This window comes from Streptomyces sp. SID3343 (assembly GCF_009865215.1).
In the GTDB taxonomy this organism is placed as follows: Bacteria; Actinomycetota; Actinomycetes; order Streptomycetales; family Streptomycetaceae; genus Embleya.
Map to the genome: position 1 here is coordinate 1 of NZ_WWJX01001001.1, position 23,804 is coordinate 23,804.

Annotated in this window: 21 protein-coding genes; 12 read left to right on the plus strand and 9 right to left on the minus strand. The window is 70.1% G+C overall.

The genetic code is table 11. The annotated features are described in order from the left end of the window. The 3 genes from GT354_RS31455 to GT354_RS31465 form a co-directional block, all read right to left on the minus strand. On the minus strand, window positions 1–1,194 hold a 1,194-nt coding region (locus GT354_RS31455; RefSeq protein ID WP_202512526.1), incomplete at its 3' end, for a PucR family transcriptional regulator. A gap of 126 nt (window positions 1,195–1,320) precedes the next feature. Next, complete coding sequence (locus GT354_RS31460) at window positions 1,321–3,387, minus strand: S9 family peptidase (protein ID WP_161359777.1); 2,067 nt, start codon at window positions 3,385–3,387, stop codon at window positions 1,321–1,323. Between the two features lie 268 nt (window positions 3,388–3,655). Continuing rightward, on the minus strand, window positions 3,656–4,609 hold the full coding sequence (locus GT354_RS31465; RefSeq protein ID WP_161359778.1) for a YafY family protein: 954 nt from the start codon (window positions 4,607–4,609) through the stop codon (window positions 3,656–3,658). 62 nt (window positions 4,610–4,671) lie between these two features. Here GT354_RS31465 and GT354_RS31470 point away from each other — a divergent pair, with 62 nt between their 5' ends. After that, window positions 4,672–5,874, plus strand: coding sequence for a winged helix DNA-binding domain-containing protein (locus GT354_RS31470; protein WP_161359779.1), 1,203 nt, complete (start codon window positions 4,672–4,674; stop codon window positions 5,872–5,874). Between the two features lie 354 nt (window positions 5,875–6,228). Here GT354_RS31470 and GT354_RS31475 read toward each other — a convergent pair whose 3' ends face one another. Further along, window positions 6,229–6,528 (minus strand): DUF4190 domain-containing protein, encoded by a 300-nt coding sequence (locus GT354_RS31475; protein WP_161359780.1) that lies wholly within the window; start codon window positions 6,526–6,528, stop codon window positions 6,229–6,231. 1,236 nt (window positions 6,529–7,764) lie between these two features. On the opposite strand from GT354_RS31475, the gene GT354_RS55975 reads away from it, so the two are divergent. After that, window positions 7,765–7,893, plus strand: a complete 129-nt coding sequence (locus GT354_RS55975; protein ID WP_272923921.1) for a hypothetical protein — start codon at window positions 7,765–7,767, stop codon at window positions 7,891–7,893. A 283-nt stretch (window positions 7,894–8,176) separates the two neighbouring features. Here the strand turns inward: GT354_RS55975 and GT354_RS31480 are convergent, their stop codons facing one another. Beyond that, window positions 8,177–8,833 carry an MBL fold metallo-hydrolase gene (locus tag GT354_RS31480; protein WP_161359781.1) on the minus strand — a complete coding sequence of 219 codons (657 nt, stop codon included), beginning with the start codon at window positions 8,831–8,833 and terminating at the stop codon, window positions 8,177–8,179. Window positions 8,834–8,987: 154 nt separating this feature from the next. On the opposite strand from GT354_RS31480, the gene GT354_RS31485 reads away from it, so the two are divergent. The 3 genes from GT354_RS31485 (at window position 8,988) to GT354_RS31495 (ending at window position 12,739) form a co-directional block, all read left to right on the plus strand. Continuing rightward, a complete protein-coding gene (locus GT354_RS31485) occupies window positions 8,988–9,854 on the plus strand; it encodes a fused MFS/spermidine synthase (protein WP_161359782.1) in 867 nt (288 codons plus the stop codon). A 578-nt stretch (window positions 9,855–10,432) separates the two neighbouring features. Continuing rightward, the gene (locus GT354_RS31490; RefSeq protein WP_161359783.1) at window positions 10,433–11,641 is read left to right on the plus strand and encodes a PP2C family protein-serine/threonine phosphatase; all 1,209 of its coding nucleotides are present in this window, start codon (window positions 10,433–10,435) and stop codon (window positions 11,639–11,641) included. Between the two features lie 657 nt (window positions 11,642–12,298). After that, on the plus strand, window positions 12,299–12,739 hold the full coding sequence (locus GT354_RS31495; RefSeq protein WP_161359784.1) for a VOC family protein: 441 nt from the start codon (window positions 12,299–12,301) through the stop codon (window positions 12,737–12,739). A 198-nt stretch (window positions 12,740–12,937) separates the two neighbouring features. Here the strand turns inward: GT354_RS31495 and GT354_RS31500 are convergent, their stop codons facing one another. Then, the gene (locus tag GT354_RS31500) at window positions 12,938–13,612 is read right to left on the minus strand and encodes a lysophospholipid acyltransferase family protein (protein ID WP_346012265.1); all 675 of its coding nucleotides are present in this window, start codon (window positions 13,610–13,612) and stop codon (window positions 12,938–12,940) included. A gap of 246 nt (window positions 13,613–13,858) precedes the next feature. Next, window positions 13,859–14,467, minus strand: a complete 609-nt coding sequence (locus GT354_RS31505) for a TetR/AcrR family transcriptional regulator (RefSeq protein ID WP_346012266.1) — start codon at window positions 14,465–14,467, stop codon at window positions 13,859–13,861. A 292-nt stretch (window positions 14,468–14,759) separates the two neighbouring features. Between GT354_RS31505 and GT354_RS31510 the strand changes: the two genes are divergently transcribed. From GT354_RS31510 to GT354_RS31530, 5 genes are all read left to right on the plus strand, one after another. Beyond that, the gene (locus tag GT354_RS31510) at window positions 14,760–16,379 is read left to right on the plus strand and encodes an APC family permease (protein ID WP_161359786.1); all 1,620 of its coding nucleotides are present in this window, start codon (window positions 14,760–14,762) and stop codon (window positions 16,377–16,379) included. Then, window positions 16,376–18,049: an amidohydrolase gene (locus GT354_RS31515; RefSeq protein ID WP_161359787.1), complete on the plus strand. Its 1,674-nt coding sequence runs from the start codon at window positions 16,376–16,378 to the stop codon at window positions 18,047–18,049. Before GT354_RS31510 ends, GT354_RS31515 begins: the two co-directional genes overlap by 4 nt. Before the next feature lie 97 nt (window positions 18,050–18,146). Further along, window positions 18,147–19,112: a maleylpyruvate isomerase family mycothiol-dependent enzyme gene (locus tag GT354_RS31520; RefSeq protein WP_237535663.1), complete on the plus strand. Its 966-nt coding sequence runs from the start codon at window positions 18,147–18,149 to the stop codon at window positions 19,110–19,112. Window positions 19,113–19,122: 10 nt separating this feature from the next. Beyond that, a complete protein-coding gene (locus GT354_RS31525) occupies window positions 19,123–19,701 on the plus strand; it encodes a MepB family protein (RefSeq protein WP_161359788.1) in 579 nt (192 codons plus the stop codon). A gap of 56 nt (window positions 19,702–19,757) precedes the next feature. After that, window positions 19,758–19,931: a DUF397 domain-containing protein gene (locus tag GT354_RS31530; protein ID WP_161359789.1), complete on the plus strand. Its 174-nt coding sequence runs from the start codon at window positions 19,758–19,760 to the stop codon at window positions 19,929–19,931. A 76-nt stretch (window positions 19,932–20,007) separates the two neighbouring features. Here GT354_RS31530 and GT354_RS31535 read toward each other — a convergent pair whose 3' ends face one another. Beyond that, entirely contained in the window at window positions 20,008–20,832 is an 825-nt protein-coding gene (locus GT354_RS31535) for a helix-turn-helix transcriptional regulator (RefSeq protein ID WP_161359790.1), read from the minus strand. Window positions 20,833–21,085: 253 nt separating this feature from the next. On the opposite strand from GT354_RS31535, the gene GT354_RS31540 reads away from it, so the two are divergent. Together GT354_RS31540 and GT354_RS31545 are read left to right on the plus strand one after the other, a co-directional pair. Then, window positions 21,086–22,078, plus strand: a complete 993-nt coding sequence (locus GT354_RS31540; protein WP_202512528.1) for an aldo/keto reductase — start codon at window positions 21,086–21,088, stop codon at window positions 22,076–22,078. Next, window positions 22,078–22,905 (plus strand): dienelactone hydrolase family protein, encoded by an 828-nt coding sequence (locus GT354_RS31545; protein ID WP_161359791.1) that lies wholly within the window; start codon window positions 22,078–22,080, stop codon window positions 22,903–22,905. Before GT354_RS31540 ends, GT354_RS31545 begins: the two co-directional genes overlap by 1 nt. 89 nt (window positions 22,906–22,994) lie before the next feature. Here GT354_RS31545 and GT354_RS56715 read toward each other — a convergent pair. After that, on the minus strand, window positions 22,995–23,804 hold an 810-nt coding region (locus tag GT354_RS56715; protein WP_346012267.1), incomplete at its 5' end, for a nuclear transport factor 2 family protein.

Consider the following 23,804-nt stretch of genomic DNA (forward strand, 5'->3'; position numbering starts at 1 on the left):
GAACTCCTCGGCCAGGCGCACCGCCTGCGCGTCGGACGCGGTGGGCACGATCGCGTACGTGAAGCCGCCCAGGCGCGCGGTGGCCGTACGCGGGTGGACCGCCGCGAGGTGCAGCGCGAGCGCGTCGGTGAGGCGATGTTCCTCCGCCGCCCGTTCGGCGATCGCCGACTCGCCCAGCACCGCGAGCGCGAGAACGCACGCGGGTTGGGTACGCAGGCCCAGCCGCGTCGCCGCGTCGACGGCGGCCGGGCCGCCCTCCAGGACGGTCGCGAGCAGGTCGGCGCGCAGCCGCCGTTCGACGTCCGCGCCGGCCCGCCGACGCAGCAGGTGCAGCGCGACGACCTTGGCCGCCTCGGTGAGCGCGCGTTCGAGCTCGGCGGACAGCGGTTGGCGCACCACGACCCAGATCGAGCCCAGGATCTCGTCCCCCGCGCGCACCGCGATCGCCACGCGCGGCAGTTGGGACACACCGGGCAGATACAGCGGCCGATCGTTTTGATAGAGCGCGTGGAAGGCGCCGCGCTCCTCCAGCAGCCGCAACTGCTCGGCCGGCACCTGACGGTCCAGGATCGTCGCGATCCGCGGGCCGTCGGCCTCGTCCTGGCGACCGGAGAACGCCAGGACCCGACCACTGCGGTCCTCGACCGTGACCGGCCCGTCGAGCAGCGCCGCGATCGCGTTGGCCAGCGAGAACAGGTCGCCCGCCGGCACGCCGGCGAGGGTCTCGCCGGCCCGCGGCGCGTCGATCTCGTCCACGGCCAGCAACGAGCGCAGCAGCGTGGCCACCTGCGACCAGGACGCGCCGGGCGTGAGGCCGAACACGACCACGTCCGACTCGACCGCCGCCGCCGCCATCGCCGCGTCCACGGGTACCGGACCGCGCACGACCACCGCCACCGCGCCCAACTCGCCCGCGCGCCGGACGAGCGCCGTGACGGCCTCGGCGTCGTACACGGCGACGCCCAGCACGATCGCCCCCGGGAGCCGGGCCGGTTCGTCGCGCGGGTCGTGGATCAGGACGCCGGTGACCTGACGTTCGTGATCCGGTACACCCGCGACGACCTCGAACAGGGTCGAGCCGAGGTCGTCGATGATCCGCCCGAGAACGGCCTGCGGACGCCCCCGTGCCGTGTTCGTGGGTGGCACGAGGGCAGAGAACGTGGGCGGGGCGGTGTGCGCAGCGGGCGTGGCCATCACTGTCCTCCTCGTTCTCCTCGTCCGACGGGTCCGTCCGAGGCAGCGGCTACAGCTGGTTGGCGGTGAGTGTAGGCCGGATCCGGGCCCACGGCGAGAGCCCCCCTGGGATGGTGTTTGCGCTGGTCACAGCGCGTTGCGGGAGGAGGTGTGCTCGGTAACCCAGGCCACGACCCGACGCGTGTAGTCGACTCGGTGCGAGGGTCGGCCATCGAGGATGAACAGGTGAGACTGGCCCGGGTACAGGACCAGCCGCACCGGTACTCCGCGCGTGCGCAGCGCGTGGAACCACTGCTCGGCCTGAGCCGGCGGGCACCTGTCGTCGGCGGCGCCGTGCAGGATCAGCGTCGGCACGGTGACGCGGGCCACCTCGGTGATCGGCGAGTTCGCGACCAACGCCTGCTCGTCGAGGAGTTCGGAGTCGACGAGCAGACCGCCGCAGTCGGACGGACCGAGCACCGTGCGCAGGTCGGTGACCACCCCGCCCGGCACGGCCGCCGCGAACACGTCGCTGCGGGCGCTGAGCCAACAGGTGAGATAGCCGCCGTAGCTGTACCCGGTGAGCGCGACCCGCGCCGGATCCACGAGCCCCTCGGCGATCAGTTCGGCGACCGGTTCGAGCACGTCGCGCTCGTCGGCCTTGCCCCACGCGCCGAGCGCCGCGGTGAAGAACTCCTCGCCGTAACCGTCGCTGCCGCGGATGTTGAGCGTCAGAATCGTCCAGCCGAGCGCGGCGAGTATCTGGTGATACGGGTGGTACGGGTCGGCGTGCCGGGCCCACGCGTTGTGTGGGCCGCCGTGCAGGTCGACCAACAACGGTCCCGGGGTGGGCGCGTCGGGGTCGCGCATGAGGTAGCCGTCGACGCGGGTACCGTCGGAGATCACGAACTCCCGGGCCTGGGTCCGGCGTACGAGTACGCCGGCCAACGCCTCGGCGGTGTGCTCGGTGCGCCGCGTGGCGACGCCGGTGGCCAAGTCGATCACCGCGATCTCGCCGAACGTGTCGACGTCGGCGAGGGTGACGGCGGCCCGGCCGACCTTCTCGGCGATCGAGCAGCCGGCCACACCGGCATCGGGCGTCAGCGGCAACCGGGTGATGGTGCCGTCGAGTTCGAGCCGGTAGAGGCGCGTCGAGCCGTGCTCGCGGGCGCAAAAGACGACGGCGTCGCCGACCGGAGTCGCGGGCGCTCCCGGGTAACCGCCGCCGCCGGGCATGACGTTGCGATCGAACTCGGCGGTGAGGTCGACGGTCGGGCCGCCGTCGAGCGGAACCCGGAACAGCCGCAGGTGACTTGCCCGGATGCTCGCGTTGCCGGTCACCAGGAGCGCGGACGCGTCCGGGAACCACGTGACGGCGCCGGCGGTGGCCATCCCGGAACCCAGGGGGCGGAGGGAGGGGGCGCGCCGGGGACGGTCGGCGCCTTCGGCGCCTTCGGCGGGCTCGCCGTCTTCGAGGTCGAGGACGTAGGCCGCCGAGTGTCCGGTGAGGTCCGCGTCCGGGCCGCTCGCGGCGACGAACGCGAGCTGCCTGCCGTCCGGGGACCACGCGGGGGAGCCCGCGTCGAACTCGCCGTTCGTGTGGCGGGTGGTCTTACCCGTACGCGTGTCCAGCACGTGCACATGTACATGGATGTCGCCGCGGCGGCCGAGCCCGTCGATCTTGTGGTCGACACGGTCGATCACGAGCGGCGCATTCGGGTCGATGGTGTCGGAAGGCGTCACGGGCGCCGAGAACGCGATCCGCGTGCCGTCCGGGCTCCACACGGGTGCCCCGGCGCCCAGGGGCAGTTCGGTCAGCGGCAGCGTGGCACCGCCGGACGCGGGCATGACGTGCAACTGGGCGGGGCCGTCCCCGGCCTCGGGCGCGCGGAGGAAGGCGAGCCGGTCGCCGTCGGGGGACCAGCGCGCCGACGAATCGGAGGGCCCGGTGGTGAGCCTGCGCGCAGGGCCGGCGACGGCGTCCACCTCCCACAACTCGGTGACCGGCCGGTCGCGTTCGGCGTCCTGCGTGGTCAGCGTGTACACGATCCGGTCGCCGGCCGGGTGCAGAGTCGGGTCGCCGGGGAGGGCGAGGCGGTACACGTCTTCGGCGACGAGAGGGCGGAGAGACGGCGCCGCGTTCGGGGCGGGGCTTCGATCCGTCGGCTCGTGCGCCGTCGGTTCCTGACCCGTTCGTCCTTGATCCGGCGTCATGTCGGTTCCTCCGTCATCGTGCCTCGGCCTTCGTCGCGGGAGACGGTGGGCGTGGGGGCGGGGTGGTGAACCTCGACGGTCGCGTCGTACCGCCGGGGAGCGCCCACGGTAGGCAGCGGGTGCAGGACTCGAATCGTCGTCTTCGACGAAGATCCCAGGCCCTGCCTGTCGGATTCGCCGACGCTGGGAGAGGCGCGATCGAGCGATACTCGATGAAGGAATGGAGACTTTGTGTAGTTTTACGAGGGCGTACGGTAACCAATCGGCCTCAACCCGCGGCCCTCGCCCAGCGTCGAGACAACTCCCGGGCACGGTCTACGAGTTCGGCTGGACTCTCCACCTCGAAGTCGACATCCATGAAGGCGATGTGAACCGCGAGAGCGTCGATCGAGTGAGCGCCGGTGGTCAGCCGGCAGCTGTCGGTGTCGATCGCCTCCAGGACGCCGTCACCGGTCCGTATCCGCAACGCGGCCGCCTCCAGGGGGAGATGGAGAATCACCGTGGCGCGGTACGTGTACGCGCGCGTCGAGATGCCCGCCGAGATGTACGCGGCAACGTCCTCATCCGGCAGCGGACGCGCCGAGAACCGTGGGCCGTTGGGAGTACGCAGGCGCATCCGGTCGACCCGATACGTCCGCCAGTCCTCGCGGTCGACGTCCCACGCGAGCAGATACCAACGCCGCCCGGTACACGCCAACCGATGCGGCTGAACCGTCCGCAGCGCCTGGGCGCCGTGGTGGGTGTGGTAGTCGAAACGCAGCGTCTCGAACGAGCGGCACGCGGACGCGATCGTGGTCAGGTCGCCGGGTGAGACGGTCTCGCCCCTCGTGGGCAGCGCCACGGTGACCGCTCCGAGCGCGCCTACGCGATGGCGCAGCCGGGCGGGAAGCACCTGTTCGAGCTTGGCCAGGGCCCGCACCGAGGTCTCCTCGATGCCGGCGACCGTGCCGCCGGCGGCGGTACGCAGACCCACCACGACAGCCACCGCCTCGTCGTCGTCGAGCAACAGCGGCGGCAACGCGGCGCCCGCGCCGAGCCGGTAGCCGCCGGAGGTGCCGGTCGACGCGTGGACGGGATAACCGAGTTCGCGGAGCCGATCCACGTCGCGCCGTACGGTCCTGGCGCTGACGCCGAGCCGCTGGGCGAGATCGGCTCCGGGCCAGTCGCGGCGGGACTGGAGAAGGGACAACAGGCGGAGCAAGCGTGCCGAGGTCTCCAACATAGCTGCAGTCTGGCAGCCATTGCGGCCAGGTTCCGGCCGCAATGCGACCTAGTCTTTCGGCCATGGAGATCACCACCCTGGGGCCTCGTCGGCTCAACCGCGCACTGCTCGAACGCCAGTTGCTGACACGCCGTCACGAGGTCTCCGCCGAGGCGGCGATCAGCCACCTGGTCGGCATGCAGGCGCAGGCACCGCACCCGCCGTACACGGGCTTGTGGACCCGACTGGTCGACTTCCAACCGGCGGAGCTGTCCGAGCTGCTGACGGATCGTCGGGTGGTCCGGGTCGGCCTGATGCGCGGCACGGTCCACCTGGTGACGGCCGACGACTGCGTGGCGATCCGGCCGATCGTGCAGCCGATCTACGACGCGAGCCTGTACCGCAACGTCGTGCACGGGCTGGGCGATTCGACCGTCGACGTTGCCGAGGTCGTCGCGGCCGGGCGGGAGCTGATGGCGGAACGGCCGTTGACGGCGAAGGTATTGGGGCTCGCGCTGGCCGAGCGGTTCCCGGGGGAGGACCCGAAAGCCCTTGCGCACACGCTGCGCAGCCAGGCGGCGTTGGTACAGGTCCCGCCGCGGGCGTTGTGGGGACGCAGCGCGCAGGCCGCGTGCACGACGGCCGAGCACTGGCTGGGGCGGCCGTTGGCGGCGTCGGTCGCGCCGGACGCGATGCTGATGCGGTACCTGGCGGCGTTTGGGCCGGCCACGGTCGCGGACATGCAGGCGTGGTCCGGGTTGACGCGGCTGCGCGAGGCGGTCGAGCGGCTGCGGCCGGCGCTGGCGGTGTACCGCGATGAGGCCGGGCGCGAGTTGTTCGACGTCCCGGACGCTCCGCTGCCGGCCGAGGACGCGCCCGCGCCGGTGCGATTCCTGCCGGAGTTCGACAACCTGCTGCTGTCGCACGGGGATCGAACCCGAATCATCTCGGACGCGGATCGCAAACGGGTGTTCACCATCAACGGAATCATCCGGTCGACGTTCCTGGTGGACGGGTTCGTCGCGGGGCTGTGGCGGATCACGCGGGCGGGGGCGTCGAGTGGCGGTGCGGGGGTTGGTGCTTCGCGGGGGGATGGCTCGCGCGGTGGGGGTTCGACCGGGGGTGGTTCGATCGGTGGCGGTTCGATCCGTGGTGATTCGGCTGTTGTGTTGGAGATCGAGCCGTTTCGGCCGGTGGGGGAAGCGGACCGCGCGGCCCTCGCGGAGGAAGGCGCCCGGTTGTTGGCGTTCAACGGGGCCGACTGCCGCGAGGTCCGCTTCGTGTGACGGTGGGGCGGTGTGACGGTGGGGCGGTCGGGTGCGATGCGCCGTGTTCCGTGTTCCGTGTTCCGCGTGCCGCGTGTGGTGCTGCGCGCGTCGTGTTCCGTACGCCGTGCGCGGGTTGCATGGCGAGCACGGGTAGGGACGGGTGGCGCGGCGTGTTCATCGGGCCGGTCTGTCGCGTCGGGCGTTGACCGGGCTCTGATCGGCGCAGATCAGGGCTGTTCCGGTGGCGACCGGTCCCGGCCGGGCTTTCGACTTGGCCTCGGCCGGGCTCCGATCGGCTTCGGGAGTGCGGCCGGAGGTCGAAGGCCGACCGAACCGGTTGGCCGGTCGGTCGGTCGGCCGACCGGGCGGGGCCTAGGCGTAGGGGATGATGCTGCCCCACACGGCTATGAAGATGAGCAGGAAGGCGACGTCGACGATGCCCAGCACGAGGCCGGCGATGGCCAACCCCTTGTGGTCGGCGCCTTGGTTGGCCTTGCTGATGCCTACGCCGCCGAAGATGATCGCCAGCGGGCCGAGGATGAAGCCGAAGCACAGAAGCCCGACGATGCCGCACACGAGGGCAGCGACGGCGAGCCCGTTACCCCTGTTGGGCGGCGGAGCGCCGTAGCCGTATCCGCCGCCGTATCCGCCGCCGTCGTATCCACCGGACATGTTCGCGTCCCCCCAGAATTCCGATTGTTTCGCTGCACATAGTGATGGTCGGCGGCCGGTGACGACAAGTAGTTCAGGCCAACTGAAGAGGTTTCCCTGTAAACGTGATCAACAGTCCCGGTAGTGAGCAGTGCTCTCGCAAAAAATTGTGATCACCGCCACCCATCGAGAGCACCGCTCTCGCAGCCTTGGACCTGACGCCTTCTCTCGCGACGACCACCGCTCGCGCCCTCCGACAAAGCGGGGTCGCGCCGCAAACCAAGAGCATCGCTCTCGTTTCCGCACGGCCCGCGACGCGAGGCCAAACCGTAGCAGCGGCCAAGCAGCGGCCGTGGCGAATCGGTTACCGGAGTGAGAGCAGTACTTTCGTGGGTTGGTTGGGGGCGGTTGCCTATGACGGACGAGTGGGCACAGGCGGTGGCGGTGGCGGTCGCGACGATGCGGAGCCGGCCGGGGGCGGGGTGGCGCGGACCCGGACGGGCCGCGCGGTTTCCGAATGGGCAGGGCGCCGCACCGCGACGAGAGCAGTGATCCAAAACAAGAGCACCGCTCTCGAATCGGGCGAGATGCCGCCTCCCGCGCGACGAGAGCGGTGATCCGAAACGTGAGCACCGCTCGCGACCGGCATGCTTGCGGCGTCGGACGAATGGCGGCGGTCCGACTTACGCTCGTGGTGAAAGCGGTGATCCAAAACGAGAGCGCTGCTCTCTATCTGGGTGGGGTGCCGGTGTGCGATGCGGCGAGAGCGCCGATCCGATAAGTGAGCACTGCTCGCAATCGGCTCCCCGTGGCATCGGACAAACGGCGGCGACTGTACTTTTCACTTGTGGCGAGAGCGATGATCCAAGACGAGAGCGCTGCTCTCGGTTTGGGCGGGATGCCAGCCCGTCGCGACGAGAGCGCCGATCCGGTAGGTGAGCACTGCTCGCAATCGCCCTGCTCGCCGCGTCGGACGAACGGCGACGGCCCGACTCTTCGCTCGCGGGGGGAGCGGTGATCCAAGGCGAGAGTACTGCTCTCGACTTGGGCGGGTGCCGCCGCACGGGCGACCAGAGCGGTGAGCCGAAACGTGAGCGCCGCTCGCAACCGGCCTGCCCGCCTGCGGCATCGGACGAATGGCGACGGTTGGGTGGTGCGGTGGGTGGTGCGGCCGCCGCGAGAGCGGTGATCCCATACGAGAGCGCTGCTCTCGATTGTGATACGCAGGGCTACACGCATTGCGACGAGAGCAGCGGTATGAAACGAGAGCAGTGCTCGCGCCTGGAGTCCCTCGCGGAGTGGATGCCGTTGCCGCTGCTGTGGCAATGGCGCCTCGCGATGAGATTGATGATCCGAACCGAGAGCACTGCTCTCGGCGTCCTGTAGGCCATCGTCCCTGCACCAGGTTCGTGACGAGCTCGGGCTCGACTCGGCTCGGCTCGGGCCGGGTCGAGCCCGGCTCGGGCTCAGGGTCGGCTCGGGCTCGGCTCGGCTCAGGCTCGGCTCGGCTCGGGTCGGGCCGGGTCGAGCCCGGTTCGGGCGCAGGGTCGGCTCGGGCTCGGGCTCGGCTCGGGTCAGGGTCGGGCTTGCGAGTGTGAGCAGTGCTCTCGGTTCGGTAGGTTCGGCGGTTCGGCCGGTTCGGGCACGCCGTGCGAGTGGGGAGCGAGCGTCAGGCCGTGGGGAGGTCTGCGCTCTCGCCGGGGGTCAGGCGGCGGATTGCGCGTGAGTCCGAGCCGGCGAGTTGGGTCAGCAGGCGTTCGACCAAGTCGAGGCCCGTGTCGTTGTACAACGTGTCGTGGATCATGATCGCCTGCTTCGGCGCCACCTCGCGGACGAAGTCGATCGCGTCACCGAGCTTGAGCCAGGGCGCGCTCGACGGTACGAGCAGTGTGGGGGTCGGTCCCTCCGGCACGATGAAGGCGTCGCCGGGGTGGAAGACCAGGTCCTCGATCAGGAAGCCCACGTTGTCGATGGTGGGAATGTCCCGGTGGATGATCGCGTGCTTCTCACCGTATACGTGCACCGACAGCCCTTGAGCGCCGCCGATCTCGAACGTGTCGCCGTGTGTCACCGCCCGTACCCGCCCGCCCAGGTCGGCGAACTGCGCGGCCAAGGCCGGGTTGGTCCAGATCTCCATGTCCGGATTGGCCGCTGCGGCCGCCCGCAGGGCGTCCGGGACGACGTGGTCGAAGTGCTCGTGCGTGACCAGTACGGCATCCGCGCCGGCCATTGCGTCAGGCTCGCTGAACGCTCCAGGGTCGATGACCACCGTGCCCTGGTCCGTCGTCAAACGTACGCACGCGTGGCCGAGTTTGGTGAACTTCATGGCTGCTCCCGGGAAAATCCGCTCGCTTGTACAGGGTCGGCGGCGCTGCGCGGCCGCTCCAGTCGATCATGCCAACCGTTTACCGTTCCGCGCGCAGCGGCCCGGCGCGGCGCCGGCGTAGGGAACGAGGCGTGGGCTGCGAGACAATCGGTCCATGTACGACGATCAGCTAGAACCGACCGAGTCGATTCCGGTGGGGCGGGCGACGGATCTCGGTGCGGCGTTGCTGATGCCCGACATCGACCGGCCCCGCGCGTGGTTGCTCACGCTCAACGATTCACCCCAGTCGTACGTGGACCTGGACGATCCCGCGCACCTGGAATTCGAGTACACGCGACGGCTGGGCCACGTCGTCGACCTCGCGGCCGAACCGGGCGAACCACTCGCCGCGCTGCACCTGGGCGGTGGTGGTCTGACCCTGCCCCGGTACATCGCGGCCACCCGGCCCGGTTCCCTGCAAACCGTGGCCGAACTCGACGCCGAACTGGTCTCGCTGGTCCTGGAGCACCTGCCGATGCCGGCCGGCGCCGCGATAGACGTGGTCACCGGCGACGCCCGCGAAGAACTGACCGCCCGCCCCGACGACTCGGCCGACCTGATCATCGTCGACGTGTTCGGTGGGGCGCAGGTACCGGCGCACCTGACCTCACGCGAATTCGCCGCCGAGGCGGCCCGGGTGCTGCGCCAAGGCGGCGTGTACGCGACCAATATCGCCGACGGCGGCGACCTCGACTTCGCCCGTGCCCAGGTCGCCACCCTGCGCGCGGTCTTCCCGGAGGTGGTCCTGATCGCCGAACCCGGCGTGCTCCGCGGCCGCCGCTTCGGCAACCTGGTCGTGGTCGCGTCGACCGTGGGCTTGCCGGTCTCGCAACTGGCCCGCCGTACGGCGGGTGACAACATCCCGGCCCGTGTTCTGTCGGGCATCGAGGCTCGTGTCTTCTCGCGAGACGTGGCGCCGGTCACCGACAAGACGGCGACCGCGTCTCCGTCGCCACCGGGCGGCACCTTCCGCATCGGGTAGGGCTCCCCAAGACCGTCAGGGGGCGGGGCAGGAGCTGTAACAGGTAAGACAAAGACGACCGCTCACGAACGAGAGCGGTGCTCACGAACAGGAACGGCGCTCACGAACGAGAGCGATGCTCATGAACGAGAGCGGTGCTCACGAACAAGAACGGCGCTCACGAGTGAGAGCGGCGATCATGAATGAGAATGGTGATCACGAATAAGAGCGGTGCTCACGCACGATTCGTGCCGCACCCGCAACGACTCCCTTCCTTGCCCGAGCACCTGAGCGCCCGAGTACCTGAAGCCCCTGAGCGCCCGAGCGCCCGAGCGCGCACCTGAAGCCCCCGAGCACCCACGGTCGCCTGTCCGGGTGATCTTCGACCGGCCCGGCCGAACCGGGACTCGGCCCACGCCGACAAGGCGGGGCGACCCGTGGCGCATACGCTCGTCCGGGTGCGCCCCCGGCCGCCGCGAACCCGCCCCGGTGAGGCGCGTTCGAGCCGCAGGTGGGCCGCAGATGTGCCGCAGGTGGTTCGCCGTGAGGATTGTTGTCGCGTCGGCGGGAAGGAGAGTCGGGAACTTCGGGAGGTTGACGTGGCGCGTGATCGGATCGAACTGGCCGAGGTGCTGGCGGCTGCGGAAGCGGCCGCGCCGGTGCGCTCCCTCGACGTCGTGGCGCGCAACCTGCGCGAGCGTTTCGACGCGCGATACGTGTCGTTCCTGTTCGTCGACGTCGTCGGCCGGCGTCTCCTGCGAGTCACCGACACGCCGGACACGCATCACGAACGCCCTGCCGAACAGGTTTCGCTCGCCGGCAGCGGCGTCTACGACGAAGTCCTGCGCACCCAGAAACCGATTGTGGCGCCGGCGGGCGACCACGGGCAACGGGTGCTCGCTCCCGTCACCAACCGCGGCGACACCATCGGCGTCCTGGAGTTGTTCCTCACCGAGATGACTCCCGACGTGCCGGCCCAGATCGAGGAGGCCGCGCACGCGCTGGCGTACATCATCGTCACCGACCGTCGCTTCACCGACCTCTACCACTGGGGCAACCGCACCACCACCGTCAGCTTGGCCGCGGAGATCCAACGCCAACTCCTGCCCTCCGCCCCGTCCTGCGAAGCTCCCGAATTCGCCCTCGCCGCCGCGCTGGTCCCCGCCTCCGACATCGCCGGCGACACCTACGACTACAGCCTCGACCGCGACACCCTGCACCTGTCCATCACCGACGCCATGGGCCACGACGTCAACGCCTCCCTCATCGCCACCCTCCTGATCAACGCCTCCCGAGGCGCCCGCCGCGCCGGGACCGATCTCGCCGAACAGGCCCGCCAGACCCACCAGGCCCTCGTCGACCACGGCCGACAAACCTTCGCCACCGGCCAACTCCTGCGCATCGCCCTCGACGGAAGCGGCGCGCAACTCGTCAACGCCGGCCACCCCTGGCCCCTGCGACTGCGCGCCGGCATCGTCGACGAAGTGCGCTTGGCGGTGAACCTGCCCTTCGGCGTCGTCGGACCGATCTCCTATCGCGCACAGGATCTCGACCTGCGCCCGGGCGATCGTCTCGTGTTCCACACCGACGGGATGCAGGACCGCGAGGCGCGCACCGTCGACCTGCCCGGGCTGATCCGCAAGACCGCCGGCGAGCACCCGCGCGAGGTCGTGCGCGCCTTGGTCGGCGCGGTGGCCGATGCCTACGACGGACGGCCACCGAAGGACGACGCCACCGTTGTGTGCCTGGACTGGCACGGCCCCGACAGGAAAGCCGTCACCCGAACCTCTGAGCGCGCCGCCCGGTGACACCCGACCCCACGGTCCTCCTGCGCGGGTGGTGTCGAGGGCGGGGATACGCCCACCAGCGTGGCGAAGTGGTGGCGGAGTCGGCGCAGGCGCCCAAGCCGCCGCGCTCGCCGGCCTGTTCGATGGGAAGGTCGGTCGTCCCCGGGAGGGATCCGGTCGTCCCCGGGACAGGAGGGACTCAGCCGTCTCCGAGAGGGACCCGGCCGCCCCTGGAGGGACTGGGCCTGGGCCAGGCGCTGCGTGTCAGCAGCCGCGGCAACGGCGCCGTGCCCGTGGCGGCCCTGTAGGCGGCGGAAGAACGTACGCGGGCCCGTCCGCGCCCGCCGCGCCAACTCCTTGCCCGTCCGCGCCCGCCGCGCCAACTCCTCCGCCGGCAGCGGGGCGATGCGCGAGCGCGCACGCTGCGAATCCCTGAGGAAGCATGGAAAAAGCGAGGGCGGCGCGGTGCGGCTGCGTGTCTTCTCGGGAGCGGCCGTCTTCGGCGCACTCACCCTCGGTGGTGGCGCCCGGCACGCGGGTCTGTTGTAGCGCTGCCGAGACGGGATCCGGATTCTTTTCGAAGTTCGCGGTCCGAGGATGTCGAGGACGGGCCACCGGCTCCGTCCCAGGGGCATCAGCGGCCATCACCGGCCGCACGAGGAAGAAGGAGAAACCGGCATGGGGATTCAGCGGATGGACAACGTCGGCATCGTCGTCGAGGACCTGGATGCCGCCATCGCGTTCTTCGTGGAACTGGGTATGGAACTGGAAGGCAGAGCGACGGTCGAGGGCCTCGTCGCCGACCAGTGCACCGGACTCGACGGCGTCTGCTGTGACATCGCGATGGTCCGGACCCCGGACGGCAACAGCCGCCTCGAACTGGCGAAGTACCGCAGCCCCACGGCGATCAGTGCCGGGCCGCGCAACCGGCCGCACAACATCCTGGGCACGCACCGCGTCATGTTCGCCGTCGACGACATCGAGGACACCGTTGCGCGCCTGCGCCCCTACGGCGCCGAACTCGTCGGCGAGATCGCCCGGTTCGGGGACAGCTATCTGCTCTGCTACATCTACGGCCCGGAGGGCGTCATCGTCGGACTGGCCGAGCAACTGGGCTGAGAAGGAAGGCCAGAACCACGCAGCCGGACGAGACCGGACGAGCCGGACGAGCAGGACGAGCCGGACGGGGCATCAAGGTCATCGACGCCCCAACCGCCCGTACGCGAAGCACCCGATCCGGTTGTCGATCGGGTGCTTCGGAGTGTTTCAAGGTCCCTTCGGTACTTCGGTCCTTCAGTGGTGAGGAGAGGTGAAACTTCAGACCTCGACCGGCTTGTCGTTGTACACGCCCGCGTAGTCCTGGCCCGAGAGCTTTTGGATCGCTTCCATGATCTCGTCGGTGATCTCGCGGCGAGCCCGGGCGACGTCCGTGCGGCCGTAGTGGCGTGAGAAGTCGAGCGGTTCGCCGAAGCGGATCAGGGCGCGCGGGCTGAACTTGGGGATGTTCGAGCCGATCGGCTGGATCTTGTCCGTACCGATGATCCCCACCGGCACCACCGGCGCCCGCGCCGCGAGGGCGAGCCACGCGACACCCGTACGTCCGCGGTACAGCCGACCGTCGCGCGAGCGGGTGCCCTCGGGGTAGATGCCGAAGGCGTCGCCGCGCTCCAGTACCGACAGCGCGGTCTCCAGGGCGGCCTTCGCGGCACCGTGCTCGCCGCGCGGGACCGGGACCGCGCCGATGCCGCTGAAGAAGCTGTTGCTGATCCGGCCCCTGACTCCGGGGCCGTCGAAATATTCGGCCTTCGCGAGGAAGGACACCTTGCGCGGCATGACCAGGGGAATCGCGACGCTGTCACAGAACGACAGGTGGTTGCTGGCGATGATGACCGGCCCGGTCATCGGGACGTTCTCGCGATTCTCGGTGCGGGGGCGGTAGAGGGCCTTCGCGGTGGGAGCCACAACGCCATGCATGAACTTGTCGATCAGCACGGGTCCCCCGTGGGAGTGGTGAGGTTTGGAAACACGGGCAACCATACCGAGTCCGCGACACCCCCTACGACGCGCGTGCCCACCTGCATCGTTGACGCAGTGTCAGAAGATCGTCACGACCGTCCTTGTGCTTCTCGTCACGCCTCGCCCCCCGCTCTGCCCATGCTCTCCCCCTGCTCTGCTCGCGCCCTCGGCGCACTTTCCTCGCGCCTCCTCACGCCACCTCGCGCCTTGGCACGCCTCTCGTCACACCCGTCTGGCCAGGGATTCCAGGAGCATGTCGAGCACGTCTTCGAAGGCGCTCCCGGACATGCCCTCCGGGAGGTGTCGGCGCACGATCGAGATGCCCGGATAGTCCCCCTCCGGCAGCGAGTTGTACGTCTCCGCCCACGATCGGTCGTCGGCCGCGCGAACTTCGGGCGCGAGCGCGGCGAACGACGCCTCCAGGGCCGCGTGGGCCAGCACGGTGTCGATGAACGCCTGGTAGTAGCGCACCGCGTCGGCGGGCGGGAAGCCGGCCGACAGGAGCAGCGACACCCCTATCTCCACCGCCCGGAACTCGTTGTGTCGCCGAGTCACGCGCGAGGCCGCGACGGCCGCGACACGCGGGTGGCGCAGGTAGCCGTCGCGTACCCGCAGGCCCAGATCGCGCAGCGACGCGCTCCAGTCGGGGCCGGGCCGGTAGCCCACGAGAGTCTCGCCGATCAGGAAGTCGGCGATGGCGAGGAGCAGGTCGTCGGTACCTCGGAAGTAGCGATAGATCGCGGTCGGATCGCACCCGAGCGCGGCGCCGAGCCTGCGTACCGTCAGTGCCTCGTGGCCGTGGTGTCCGATCAATCTGACAGCGCACTCCACGATGGCGTCCTCGGACAAAACGCCCCCCGACTTGGTCGGTCGGCGGCGTCGCCGTTCCCCTGCGACACGATCCACGGGTACCTCCGACGTCTGTGCGAGTGCGAGTGCGGCTCGGCCGGAACCTTGCGGGCCGGAGCGTGATCGGCCCTGTAGGACGACCCGATCGACGTCCACGAGTTCGGGTCGGGTTCGGCCGACACCTTATGTCAACACCATTGACGTAATTCCGACCCAGGCTGTTTCATCGGCGTCCACCCCCTGTTGCAAATCCCTCGCCTCCCTTGGAGCGCCGATGTCCACGACCCTGCCCCCAGGCGGCTCACCGCCCGAGATGCGCAAGTCGCTCGGTGTCGTCGACGGCATGGCGGTCGCCGCGTCGAGTACCGCCGCGACCACGAGCATCGGTGTCGGCATGGGCTCGCTCGCCGCCACCGTCGGTCTGCACACGCCTGCGATCATCCTGATCGCCTTCCTGCCCATGCTCGGCATCGCGGGCGCGTACGCCCGGCTCAACCGCGTCGAGCAGAACTGCGGCAGCGGCTACGTCTGGGTCGGCAAGTCGCTCGGCCCCTGGCCCGGCTTTCTGACCGGGTGGGTCGCCGTCGCGGGCTCGGTGATCTTCCTGGCGTACACCTCCGCCATCACGGGGTCCGTGCTGCTCCAATTCGCCAACAAGGCGAAGTGGCACAGCTTCGTCGGTATTGACCTGGACCCCAACTCGACCAAGCTCAGCACCGTCATCGGCCTCGTGGTGCTGGTGATCGTTACGATCCTGGCGGTTACCGGGGTGCGCCAGGCCACACGGTTGCAGACGTATCTGCTCGTGTTCGAGTACACCGTGCTCGCCGTGTTCTGCGTATGGGCCATCGCGGCGGGCGACCAGCCGTTCTCGTTCTCGTGGTTCAACCCGTTCGCGATCGGCTCGGGGGCCGGATTCGCCCAGGGGCTCGTGCTCGCGGTGTTCTTCTTCTGGGGTTGGGACGCGGCGTTCAGCGTCACCGAGGAGACGAAGAACCCGGAGGACTCCGCCCGTGGCGGCCTGATCGCGCTGTTCGGCATGCTGGGCATGTTCCTGCTCGGCGCGATCGCCTTCCAGCGCGTGATGAGGGTCCCGGAGATGGCCGAGAACGGCCCGCAGGGGCTGACGTTCCTGGGCGCGCATCTGGCCGGCGAGCCGTGGGCGAGCCTGCCGCTGATCGCGTTGATCTTCTCCGCCATCGCCTCCCTCCAGTCCGGTGTCATCCCCACCGCGCGCGGCATGCTGGCGATGGGTCGCGACCAGACTCTCGGCAAGGTCTGGACCCGAATCCACCCGACCTTCGGCTCACCCGCGATCGGCACCGTACTGATCATGGCGATCGCCGCGGGCACCGCCGTACTCGCGATCGGCATCCCCAAGCTCAACGACATGATCCTGGCCGCGGTCAACTCGATCGGGCTGATCGTCGCGTTCTACTACGGCCTCACCGCCGTCGCGTGCGCCGTGCGCTTTCGGCCGACGCTGCGGACCGACCTGCGGGAAGGCGTACGGGCCGTGGTGGTCCCCGGGGTGAGCGGTCTGGCGCTGCTCGGGGTCGGTGGATACCTGTCGTACGACTACCTCACGATGAGCGACAGTTTCCAACTGAGCCCGGACAACGGGTGGTTCATGTTCTCGGTACCGGTCGTGATCATCGTGTCGGGACTCGTGATGGCGGCCTACGCGAAGTACGTGCGCCGGTCGCCGTACTTCGAGACCGGCCGCGGCACGGACGCGGACGCGATCGAACTGCCGATGGACCGACTCGACGAAAACGCCGACAGCGGCAGCAACGGCGGTAGCGGCAGTAACGGCAGCAGCGGCAGTAGTGACGGCAACGACGGCACCGGCAAGCGCGCCATCGACTTCCAGGCAATCAAGGAACGTTCATGAACACCATCGCCAAGGTAACCGCCACCGATGCGCAGGCCGCCGACGTCGTCTTCACCGGCGGATCCGTCCATCGGGTCGACGCCGCCCGCAGTCGGGCCACGTCCGTGGCCGTGCGCGGCGGGCGGATCGTCGCGGTCGGACACGACGAGGTCCGGGAGTGGATCGGCGCGCGAACCGAAGTCGTCGACCTCGCGGGCAGGTTGTTGATCCCGGGTTTCCAGGACGCGCACATCCACCCGGTGGGCGGCGGTACCGAGATGGGGCAGTGCGACCTGTCCGGGTACGTGCGGCTCGCGGACTACGAGCGGGGCGTGCGGGAGTACGCGGACGCCCGCCCGGACCTGGCGTGGATCACCGGCAGCGGATGGTCGATGGAGGCGTTTCCCGGTGGACTGCCGCACCGGTCGATGCTCGATGCGATCGTGCCGAACCGTCCGGTGTACCTGCCCAACCGTGATCATCACGGCGCGTGGGCCAACAGTCTCGCGCTGCGACTCGCGGGCATTACGCGCGATACGCCGGACCCGGCCGACGGGCGGATCGAGCGCGACGCGGACGGCGAGCCCACCGGCGTGCTCCAGGAGGGCGCGGCCGATCTGGTCGGCCGACTGCTGCCGGCGGTGACGGCGGAGGACCAGGTCGCGGCGCTGTTGCGAGCGCAGGAACTGCTGCACTCGCTGGGCATCACGGCGTGGCAGGACGCGCTCCTGGGCGCGCACGCGAACGTCACGGACGCCACGGCCGCGTATCTGACGGCGGTGGATCGCGGGTTGCTGACGGCCCGGGTGGTCGGGGCGTTGTGGTGGGAGCGCGATCGCGGGATCGAGCAGATCGAGGACCTCCTCGCGCGGCGGGCGGCCGGTACCCGGGGGCGGCTGTCGTGTACGACGGTCAAGATCATGCAGGACGGGGTGGCGGAGAACTTCACCGCCGCGATGCTGAGTCCGTATCTGACGTCGTGCGGATGTGCGTCGGACAACAGCGGGATCAGTTTCATCGATCCGCAGGCGCTGTGCACGTACGTCACGGCGCTCGACGCGCACGACTTCCAGGTGCACTTCCATGCGTTGGGGGACCGCGCGGTACGGGAGGCCCTGGACGCGGTCGCGGCGATGCGGGCGGCCAACGGGTGGAAGGACACCCGGCCGCACCTGGCGCACCTTCAGGTCGTGCATCCCGACGACGTCGCGCGTTTTCGCGAGTTGGGGGCGAGTGCGAACATGCAGCCGTTGTGGGCCGCGCACGAGCCGCAGATGGACGAGTTGACGATTCCGTTCCTGGGGGCGGAACGGGCGGCGTGGCAATACCCGTTCGGCGACCTGGCGCGCAGCGGCGCGACCCTGGCGGCCGGCAGCGACTGGCCGGTGTCCAGCCCGGACCCGCTCCAGGGCATCCACGTGGCGGTCAATCGTCGAGCCCACGACGCCGGGGACGCGTCGCCCGTCTTCTTCGGAGAGCAGTGCATCGATTTGCGAGCAGCGCTCTCGGCATACACGGCCGGCAGCGCGTACGTGAACCATCTGGACGACACCGGCAGCATCGTGGTGGGCAATCACGCCGACCTGGTCGTCCTGGACCGCGACCCGTTCGCGGCCCCGATCGACGAGATCGGTGCCACGCGCGTGCTGGAGACCTTCGTGGGCGGCGAGCGCGTCTACGCGGCGGAGTAGCCCGGTTCGGCCGGGCGGAGGGTTCCGACCGTGACCCGGGCGGTGACGAAGGCCGGTTTTCGGGTGGTGAGGGCTGTTCGGGTGCCAGGGTGGGTGGATGGACTACATTCCGCTGTTTCGTCGCGAGGTCCTGGCCTTCGAGTCCGCCGTTCGGCGAGCCGCAGCCGAGGAGCAGTCACGGGCCGAACCCGACCGCGGGCTGATGGTGCCGTCCTGCCCGGAGTGGTCGGTGGCCGAGTTGGTCATGCACCTGGGCGGGGTACAGCGCGGCGTGTCCCGAATCGTCGGCGACCGGCTCTCCGAACTCCCGGAGATGCCGAAGACGCCGAAGATGCCGAAGACTCCAGAGCCGATGGAGCCGATGGGGCCGATGGGGCCGATGGAGCCGGAGGAGTCGACGGAGCCGGAGGAGTCGAAGAAGACAGCAGAGGGCGCGGAGGGTGCGGAGGGCGTAGAGGGCGCGGACCTGCGTTTTCTCGAACTCCCGGTGGATCTCACCGGATGGCCGCTGCCGGGGAGTGACGCGGTGGGCGGTCCGGTGCCGCCCGGGTTGATCGACTGGTTTGCGCGTGGGGCCTCGGCGCTGGCCGCGTTGTTCGAGAGCGTGGACACGACGGAGGCCGTGTGGACGTACGGGCAGGATCGCACCATCGGGTTCTGGGTTCGCGTGCAGAGTATCGAGGCGGCCATCCATCGCTGGGATGCCGAGGGCGCGATCGGTGCGGCCCGACCGATCGACGCCGAACTCGCGGCCGACGCCGTGCGCCAGACGTTCGAGGTGATGGCACCGGCGCGGCGGGAATGGACGCGGGCTCCCCAGGGCGCGGGTGAGCGATACCGGTTCCGGCAGACGGACGGCGTGGGTGACTGGGCGGTGGAGTTCGACGGCGGGGATGTACGGCTCGGCCCCGGGGGTCTGGAGCCGTGCGACGTCGAGGTGGCCGGGACGGCGTCGGATCTGATGCTGTTCCTGTGGCACCGGATTCCCGCCGATCGACTTGCCGGGGTGAAGGGGGACCGGGAGACGCTCGACCGCTGGTTCACGCTGGTGCCACCGGTGTGAGGATGGGGGGATGACGACGCACCGAAACGCCGCCGTGGATACCGAGGAGCCCTGGGGTGTCGGAACCCCGGGCGGCCCAGGGGCAGCGGTGCATCGGGACCTCGTCGCGGCGAGGGCTTTGGTGTACGACCCGGCCGGGTTCGTGTGTTCGCGGCCGGTGGCCGAGGCGGAGAGTGCCGAGTACGGGGCGTACGAACTCACCGTGGACGGACGCTCGGTCAGGTTTCGGGTGGCCAAGACGACTCCGACCAAGGTGGGTGGGTTCGTCACCGTGTGGCAGCGATCGGAAGCCGGCCCGATCCGACCGTTCGACGCCGGGGACGCCGTCGATCTCTTCGTGGTGAGCGCGCGGGACGGCGGCGGCCGGTTCGGGCAGTTCGTCTTCCCGTGTGAGGTACTGCGCGAGCGGGACATCGTCTCGACCGCCGGCGTGGGCGGCAAGCGCGGCTTCCGGGTCTATCCGCCGTGGGTCGTCACCGCCAATCCCCAGGCCCGCAGAACCCAGACGTGGCAACTGGGCCACTTCCTGTCCTTCGGCGCGGACGCGCCCGTGAACGCCGCCCGCGCCCGGGCGCTCTATCGCGCGTGACCTACACGTCCGACGCGTGAACCCGATCCGAGAGAGGGCGAACCAGGGAGCGAGACGTGAGCGGGGCCCCGTGGCGCAAGCCGACGCGTAGCGAAGGCTCGGACAACTGCGTGGAAAGTGCTGCCCTCGCGGAAACTGCCGTCCTGCGCGACACGAAGGACCGTGAACGTGGGTACCTGACCGTGGACGGCAATGCTTGGTCGGCATTCGTGACGGCGATCAAGGGCTGACGGTTCACCGGACCTGCCGTAGAGGCCGTAGGCCGTGGAGGCCCGTGGACAGCCTGCGTGTCGTGAGGTCGAGCGGTCAGTGGGTGTCCGGCAACGCCGCGATTGCGGTGAGGGTTGTCGGGTGGGTGGTGAAGGTGACGAGCTTGTGGTCTGGGGTGTCGGCGACCTGGAGTACGACGTGTTCGAGGTCCAGTACGCCCAGCTTGGGGTGGCTTAGGCGCTTTTTGCCTGAGCCGAGGGCATGTACGTCGTGTTCGGGCCACCATCTGTCGGCCTCTGCGCTGTCGGTGCGCAGGCGTTGGACGAGTGCGGTGAAGTCGGGGTCGCCCGGGTTGCGGTCGGCGGCGATTCGGAACCGGGCGAGGGCGGAGCGTGCCTCGAACTCCCAGTCCACGAGCGTGGTTCGGGCCTCGGGCGCGGCGAGCGTCCACCACACGATGTTGCGTTCCTCGGGCGGCCGCGCGCGCCAGTCGGTCCACAGTGCGCGGGCCGCGCGGTTGGCGGCGAGGACGTCGAAGCAGCGGCCGGTGACGTAGGTCGGGTACGGGTCGAGGCGGTCGACGAGGGCCGCGACGGCGGGGGCGAGGGTCTCGGGCGCGGCGACGGGTGCGCCGGAGGGGGCGCCGTGAGCGAGGCGGTGGAGGTGGGCCAGTTCGGTCGGGGCCAGACGCAGTGCGTGGCCGAGGGCGTTCAGGACCTGGCGGGAGGGGCGTACGTCGCGGCCTTGTTCGAGGAACGTGTAGTAGGTGGTCGAGATCGCGGCGAGGTGGGCGACCTCTTCCCGGCGTAGGCCGCGGGTACGCCGGCGGGTGCCCGCAGGTAGGTCGACGTCGGCCGGTTGCAGCCGATCGCGACGTGAGCGCAGGAAGTCGGCGAGTTCGCGGGCGGGGCGGTCGGTCATCCTGGTGCTCCCGGGTCGATCGGCGGTTCGGAGCCGGCGGTTCGTGGTGTGGTCGGTTGGGCGGTGACGCTTCGGGTTGCGCTGAGGTTGAGGCCGGTGGCGGTGGCGGTGGCGGTGGCGGTGCCGGTGCCGGTGGCCGTGGCGTGGCCGTGTGCCGGCACCGGTGGTTCGTCCTGGGGTTCAGCCTGGCACTCCTGTTACCAGTAACAGCAGGCTATGGATACCAGTGCGCGACGCGTCTAACGTCGTTCGCATGATCATCAGGACGCGAACGCTCGGCCGGGACGGTCTCACCGTCTCCGCGCTCGGCTTCGGCTGTATGGGCCTGTCACAGGGCTACGGTGCGGCCGACGAGCAGGAATCGATCGCGGCGGTCCGGCGGGCGCTCGACCTCGGCGTCACACTGCTGGACACCGCGATGAGCTACGGCGCCGGCCACAACGAGGAGTTGCTCGGCCGGGCGATCGTCGGCCGGCGCGACGAGGTCGTGTTGGCCACGAAGTTCGGCATCGTACGGGGCGCGGACGGCACGACCCGGGTGAACGCGCGGCCCGCGGACGTGCGCGGCTACCTGGAGGCATCGCTCAAGCGTCTCGGAGTCGACCACGTCGACCTGTACTACCAACACCGCGTCGATCCGCACGTGCCGATCGAGGAGAGTGTCGGCGCGATGGCCGAACTCGTCGCCGAAGGCAAGGTGCGGTATCTCGGTCTGTCGGAGGCGGACTCCAAGCAACTGGAGCGGGCCGCCGCGACCCACCCGATCGCCGCACTGCAATCGGAATGGTCGTTGTGGTGGCGGGAGTTGGAGGACGATGTGCTCCCCACCGCGCGCCGGCTCGGGATCGGTCTGGTGCCCTACAGCCCGCTCGGGCGCGGGTTCCTGACCGGGGCGGTGGACCCGAACGCCTTTGCCGCGAACGACTTCCGACGCGATGATCCCCGCTTTCGGGGCGAGAACCTGGACCACAATCGGGCGATCGTCGCCGAGGTTCGTGCGCTTGCCGACGAACGCGGCGTCACGGCGGCCCAACTCGCGCTCGCTTGGTTGCTCGCGCAGGGCGACGACGTGGTCCCGATTCCCGGTACGCGCAGCGGTGTTCGGCTCGCGGAGAATGCCGGGGCCGCCGACGTGGAGTTGAGCGCCGCCGAGGTCGCCCGCCTGGAGGCGGCGGCTCCGAGGTCGGCGTGGGCGGGTGACCGGCGGGCGTTCGGGGCGCCGGTGACGAAGCGAGGGAGCGCGTGATGGGCGGCGCCGATGTGCACGGCCGGGGCGAAGCGGGTGGCGAGGGGCCGGTTTCGGGTGTGGAAAGGGACGCGGCCGTCGGGATCGTCACCGAGTGGATCGACGTCGACGTGGCGGGGGAGGCCGCGCCGATGTCGGCCTATCTGGCCCGACCGGTGGGGCCCGGTCCTTACCCGAACGTACTCGTGGGCTTCGAGATGTTCGGTGTCACGGGCTACGTGCGCGGTGTCGCCGAGCGGCTGGCGCGGCTCGGATATCGCGCGCTGGTACCGGACTTCAATCATCGGCAGGGGACGCGGATCGAGCTGTCGGCCGACGATGTGGGCCGCGCCCGCGGTTTCGAACTCGTGGGCGCGTGGGAGCGGGACGCCGTGCGTCGCGACGTCATGGGGGCGATCACCGCGCTCGGCCGACGGTTCGGCGAGGCGCCGACCGCGATGCTGGGGCTCAGCGCGGGTGGTCACCTCGCCTACTACGCCGCGACGCAGGTGCCGTTGGCCGCGTTGGTGGCGTTCTATCCGGGTTGGCTGACCTCGGCCGACTTCGCGCTCGGCGGCCCCGAGCCGATCGTCGAGCTGACGGCGTCGATTGCCGCGCAGGGTACGCCCGTGCTGGTCCTGATCGGCGAGGCGGATCACCTGTACACGGCGGCCGAGCGCGACTCGATCGGCCGCGAACTGAAGGAGGCGGGGGCCCGGCACGAGGTGATCGTGTACCCGGACACCCCGCACGGCTTCTTCTGCGACGAGCGCGACTCGTACCGGCCGGAGCAGGCCGCGGACGCATGGTCGCGGGCGACGGCGCTGCTCGCGCGGACGCTGCGCTGACCGGGGAGGGGCAGGGGTGTGCCGTCCGCCGGGCAGCGGTCGTCGGCTCAGGTCGAATCAGCGGCACCAGGGCCCGACCTGATGGTGCGTCAGCTCGTGTGGGCGCGGCTGACCGTGAGGCTGTCCTCGTACACGTGATAGCGCGTGATCAGGCCGTCCTCGACGCTCAGGCGCAGGGCGAGTGCGGCCGTGTACGCGGTGCCGGTGGACTTGGCGGTCCGGCGTATCTCGGTGAGGATCACCGCGTCCGTGCCGTCGACGACGGTGCGCGCGACCGCGGGGTCGCGCTCGTCGCGGACGTGGGCCGCGGCCAGTTCGCGGAAGAGGTCGGCGAGATCGGCCCGCGTCGAGCGCGGGCGGATCCACGGTGTCGCCGGGTGGCCCTCGGCGGGGAAGTCGACCTGCCAGTCGACCTCGTCGGCGAACAACGCGGCGATGTGCTCCGGTTCGCCGCCGGCCACGCGGCGCCGGAACTCCTCCACCACGGCACGCGTGTGCGAGCCCTGATCGGTGATGGGCACGCCGAACTGGTAGTCGCGCCGGATACGTCCGTCCGCGTCGAGCAGTACGACGATGTGGCCGGCCCACGCGATGTCGCCGCCGGCGGCGGGCAGCATGTACGTCGTGAACCGGACGATGTCGTGGTGCGCCGTCGCGTCCCCGGCCGGGCGGAATACGAATCCGCCCTGGTGCACCAGTCTTTCGTGCGCGGACGCGACCCGTTCACGGAGTTCATCGTGGCCGGTGAAGACGGCCGACTCGGTCGTTTCCCGGCCGTCCTCGGCCCACAAGGCGTTGACGGCCGCGTCTCGGATCCGCGGGTCGGGTTCGTTCCAGACGGCCAGGTAGCGGTTCACCAGATCGGTGACCGGGTCGGTGGTGACCGGGTCGGTGGTGAC

Coding starts and splice junctions, on each gene's coding strand:
- GT354_RS31480 (WP_161359781.1), bottom strand. CDS start 8,833: ATGAAGTTCACCAAACTCGGCCACGCGTGCGTACGTTTGACGACGGAC.
- GT354_RS31510 (WP_161359786.1), top strand. CDS start 14,760: ATGTCCACGACCCTGCCCCCAGGCGGCTCACCGCCCGAGATGCGCAAG.
- GT354_RS31520 (WP_237535663.1), top strand. CDS start 18,147: ATGGACTACATTCCGCTGTTTCGTCGCGAGGTCCTGGCCTTCGAGTCC.
- GT354_RS31540 (WP_202512528.1), top strand. CDS start 21,086: ATGATCATCAGGACGCGAACGCTCGGCCGGGACGGTCTCACCGTCTCC.
- GT354_RS31525 (WP_161359788.1), top strand. CDS start 19,123: ATGACGACGCACCGAAACGCCGCCGTGGATACCGAGGAGCCCTGGGGT.
- GT354_RS31545 (WP_161359791.1), top strand. CDS start 22,078: ATGGGCGGCGCCGATGTGCACGGCCGGGGCGAAGCGGGTGGCGAGGGG.
- GT354_RS31470 (WP_161359779.1), top strand. CDS start 4,672: ATGGAGATCACCACCCTGGGGCCTCGTCGGCTCAACCGCGCACTGCTC.
- GT354_RS31535 (WP_161359790.1), bottom strand. CDS start 20,832: ATGACCGACCGCCCCGCCCGCGAACTCGCCGACTTCCTGCGCTCACGT.
- GT354_RS31495 (WP_161359784.1), top strand. CDS start 12,299: ATGGGGATTCAGCGGATGGACAACGTCGGCATCGTCGTCGAGGACCTG.
- GT354_RS31460 (WP_161359777.1), bottom strand. CDS start 3,387: ATGACGCCGGATCAAGGACGAACGGGTCAGGAACCGACGGCGCACGAG.
- GT354_RS55975 (WP_272923921.1), top strand. CDS start 7,765: ATGAAACGAGAGCAGTGCTCGCGCCTGGAGTCCCTCGCGGAGTGGATG.
- GT354_RS31465 (WP_161359778.1), bottom strand. CDS start 4,609: ATGTTGGAGACCTCGGCACGCTTGCTCCGCCTGTTGTCCCTTCTCCAG.
- GT354_RS31475 (WP_161359780.1), bottom strand. CDS start 6,528: ATGTCCGGTGGATACGACGGCGGCGGATACGGCGGCGGATACGGCTAC.
- GT354_RS31515 (WP_161359787.1), top strand. CDS start 16,376: ATGAACACCATCGCCAAGGTAACCGCCACCGATGCGCAGGCCGCCGAC.
- GT354_RS31485 (WP_161359782.1), top strand. CDS start 8,988: ATGTACGACGATCAGCTAGAACCGACCGAGTCGATTCCGGTGGGGCGG.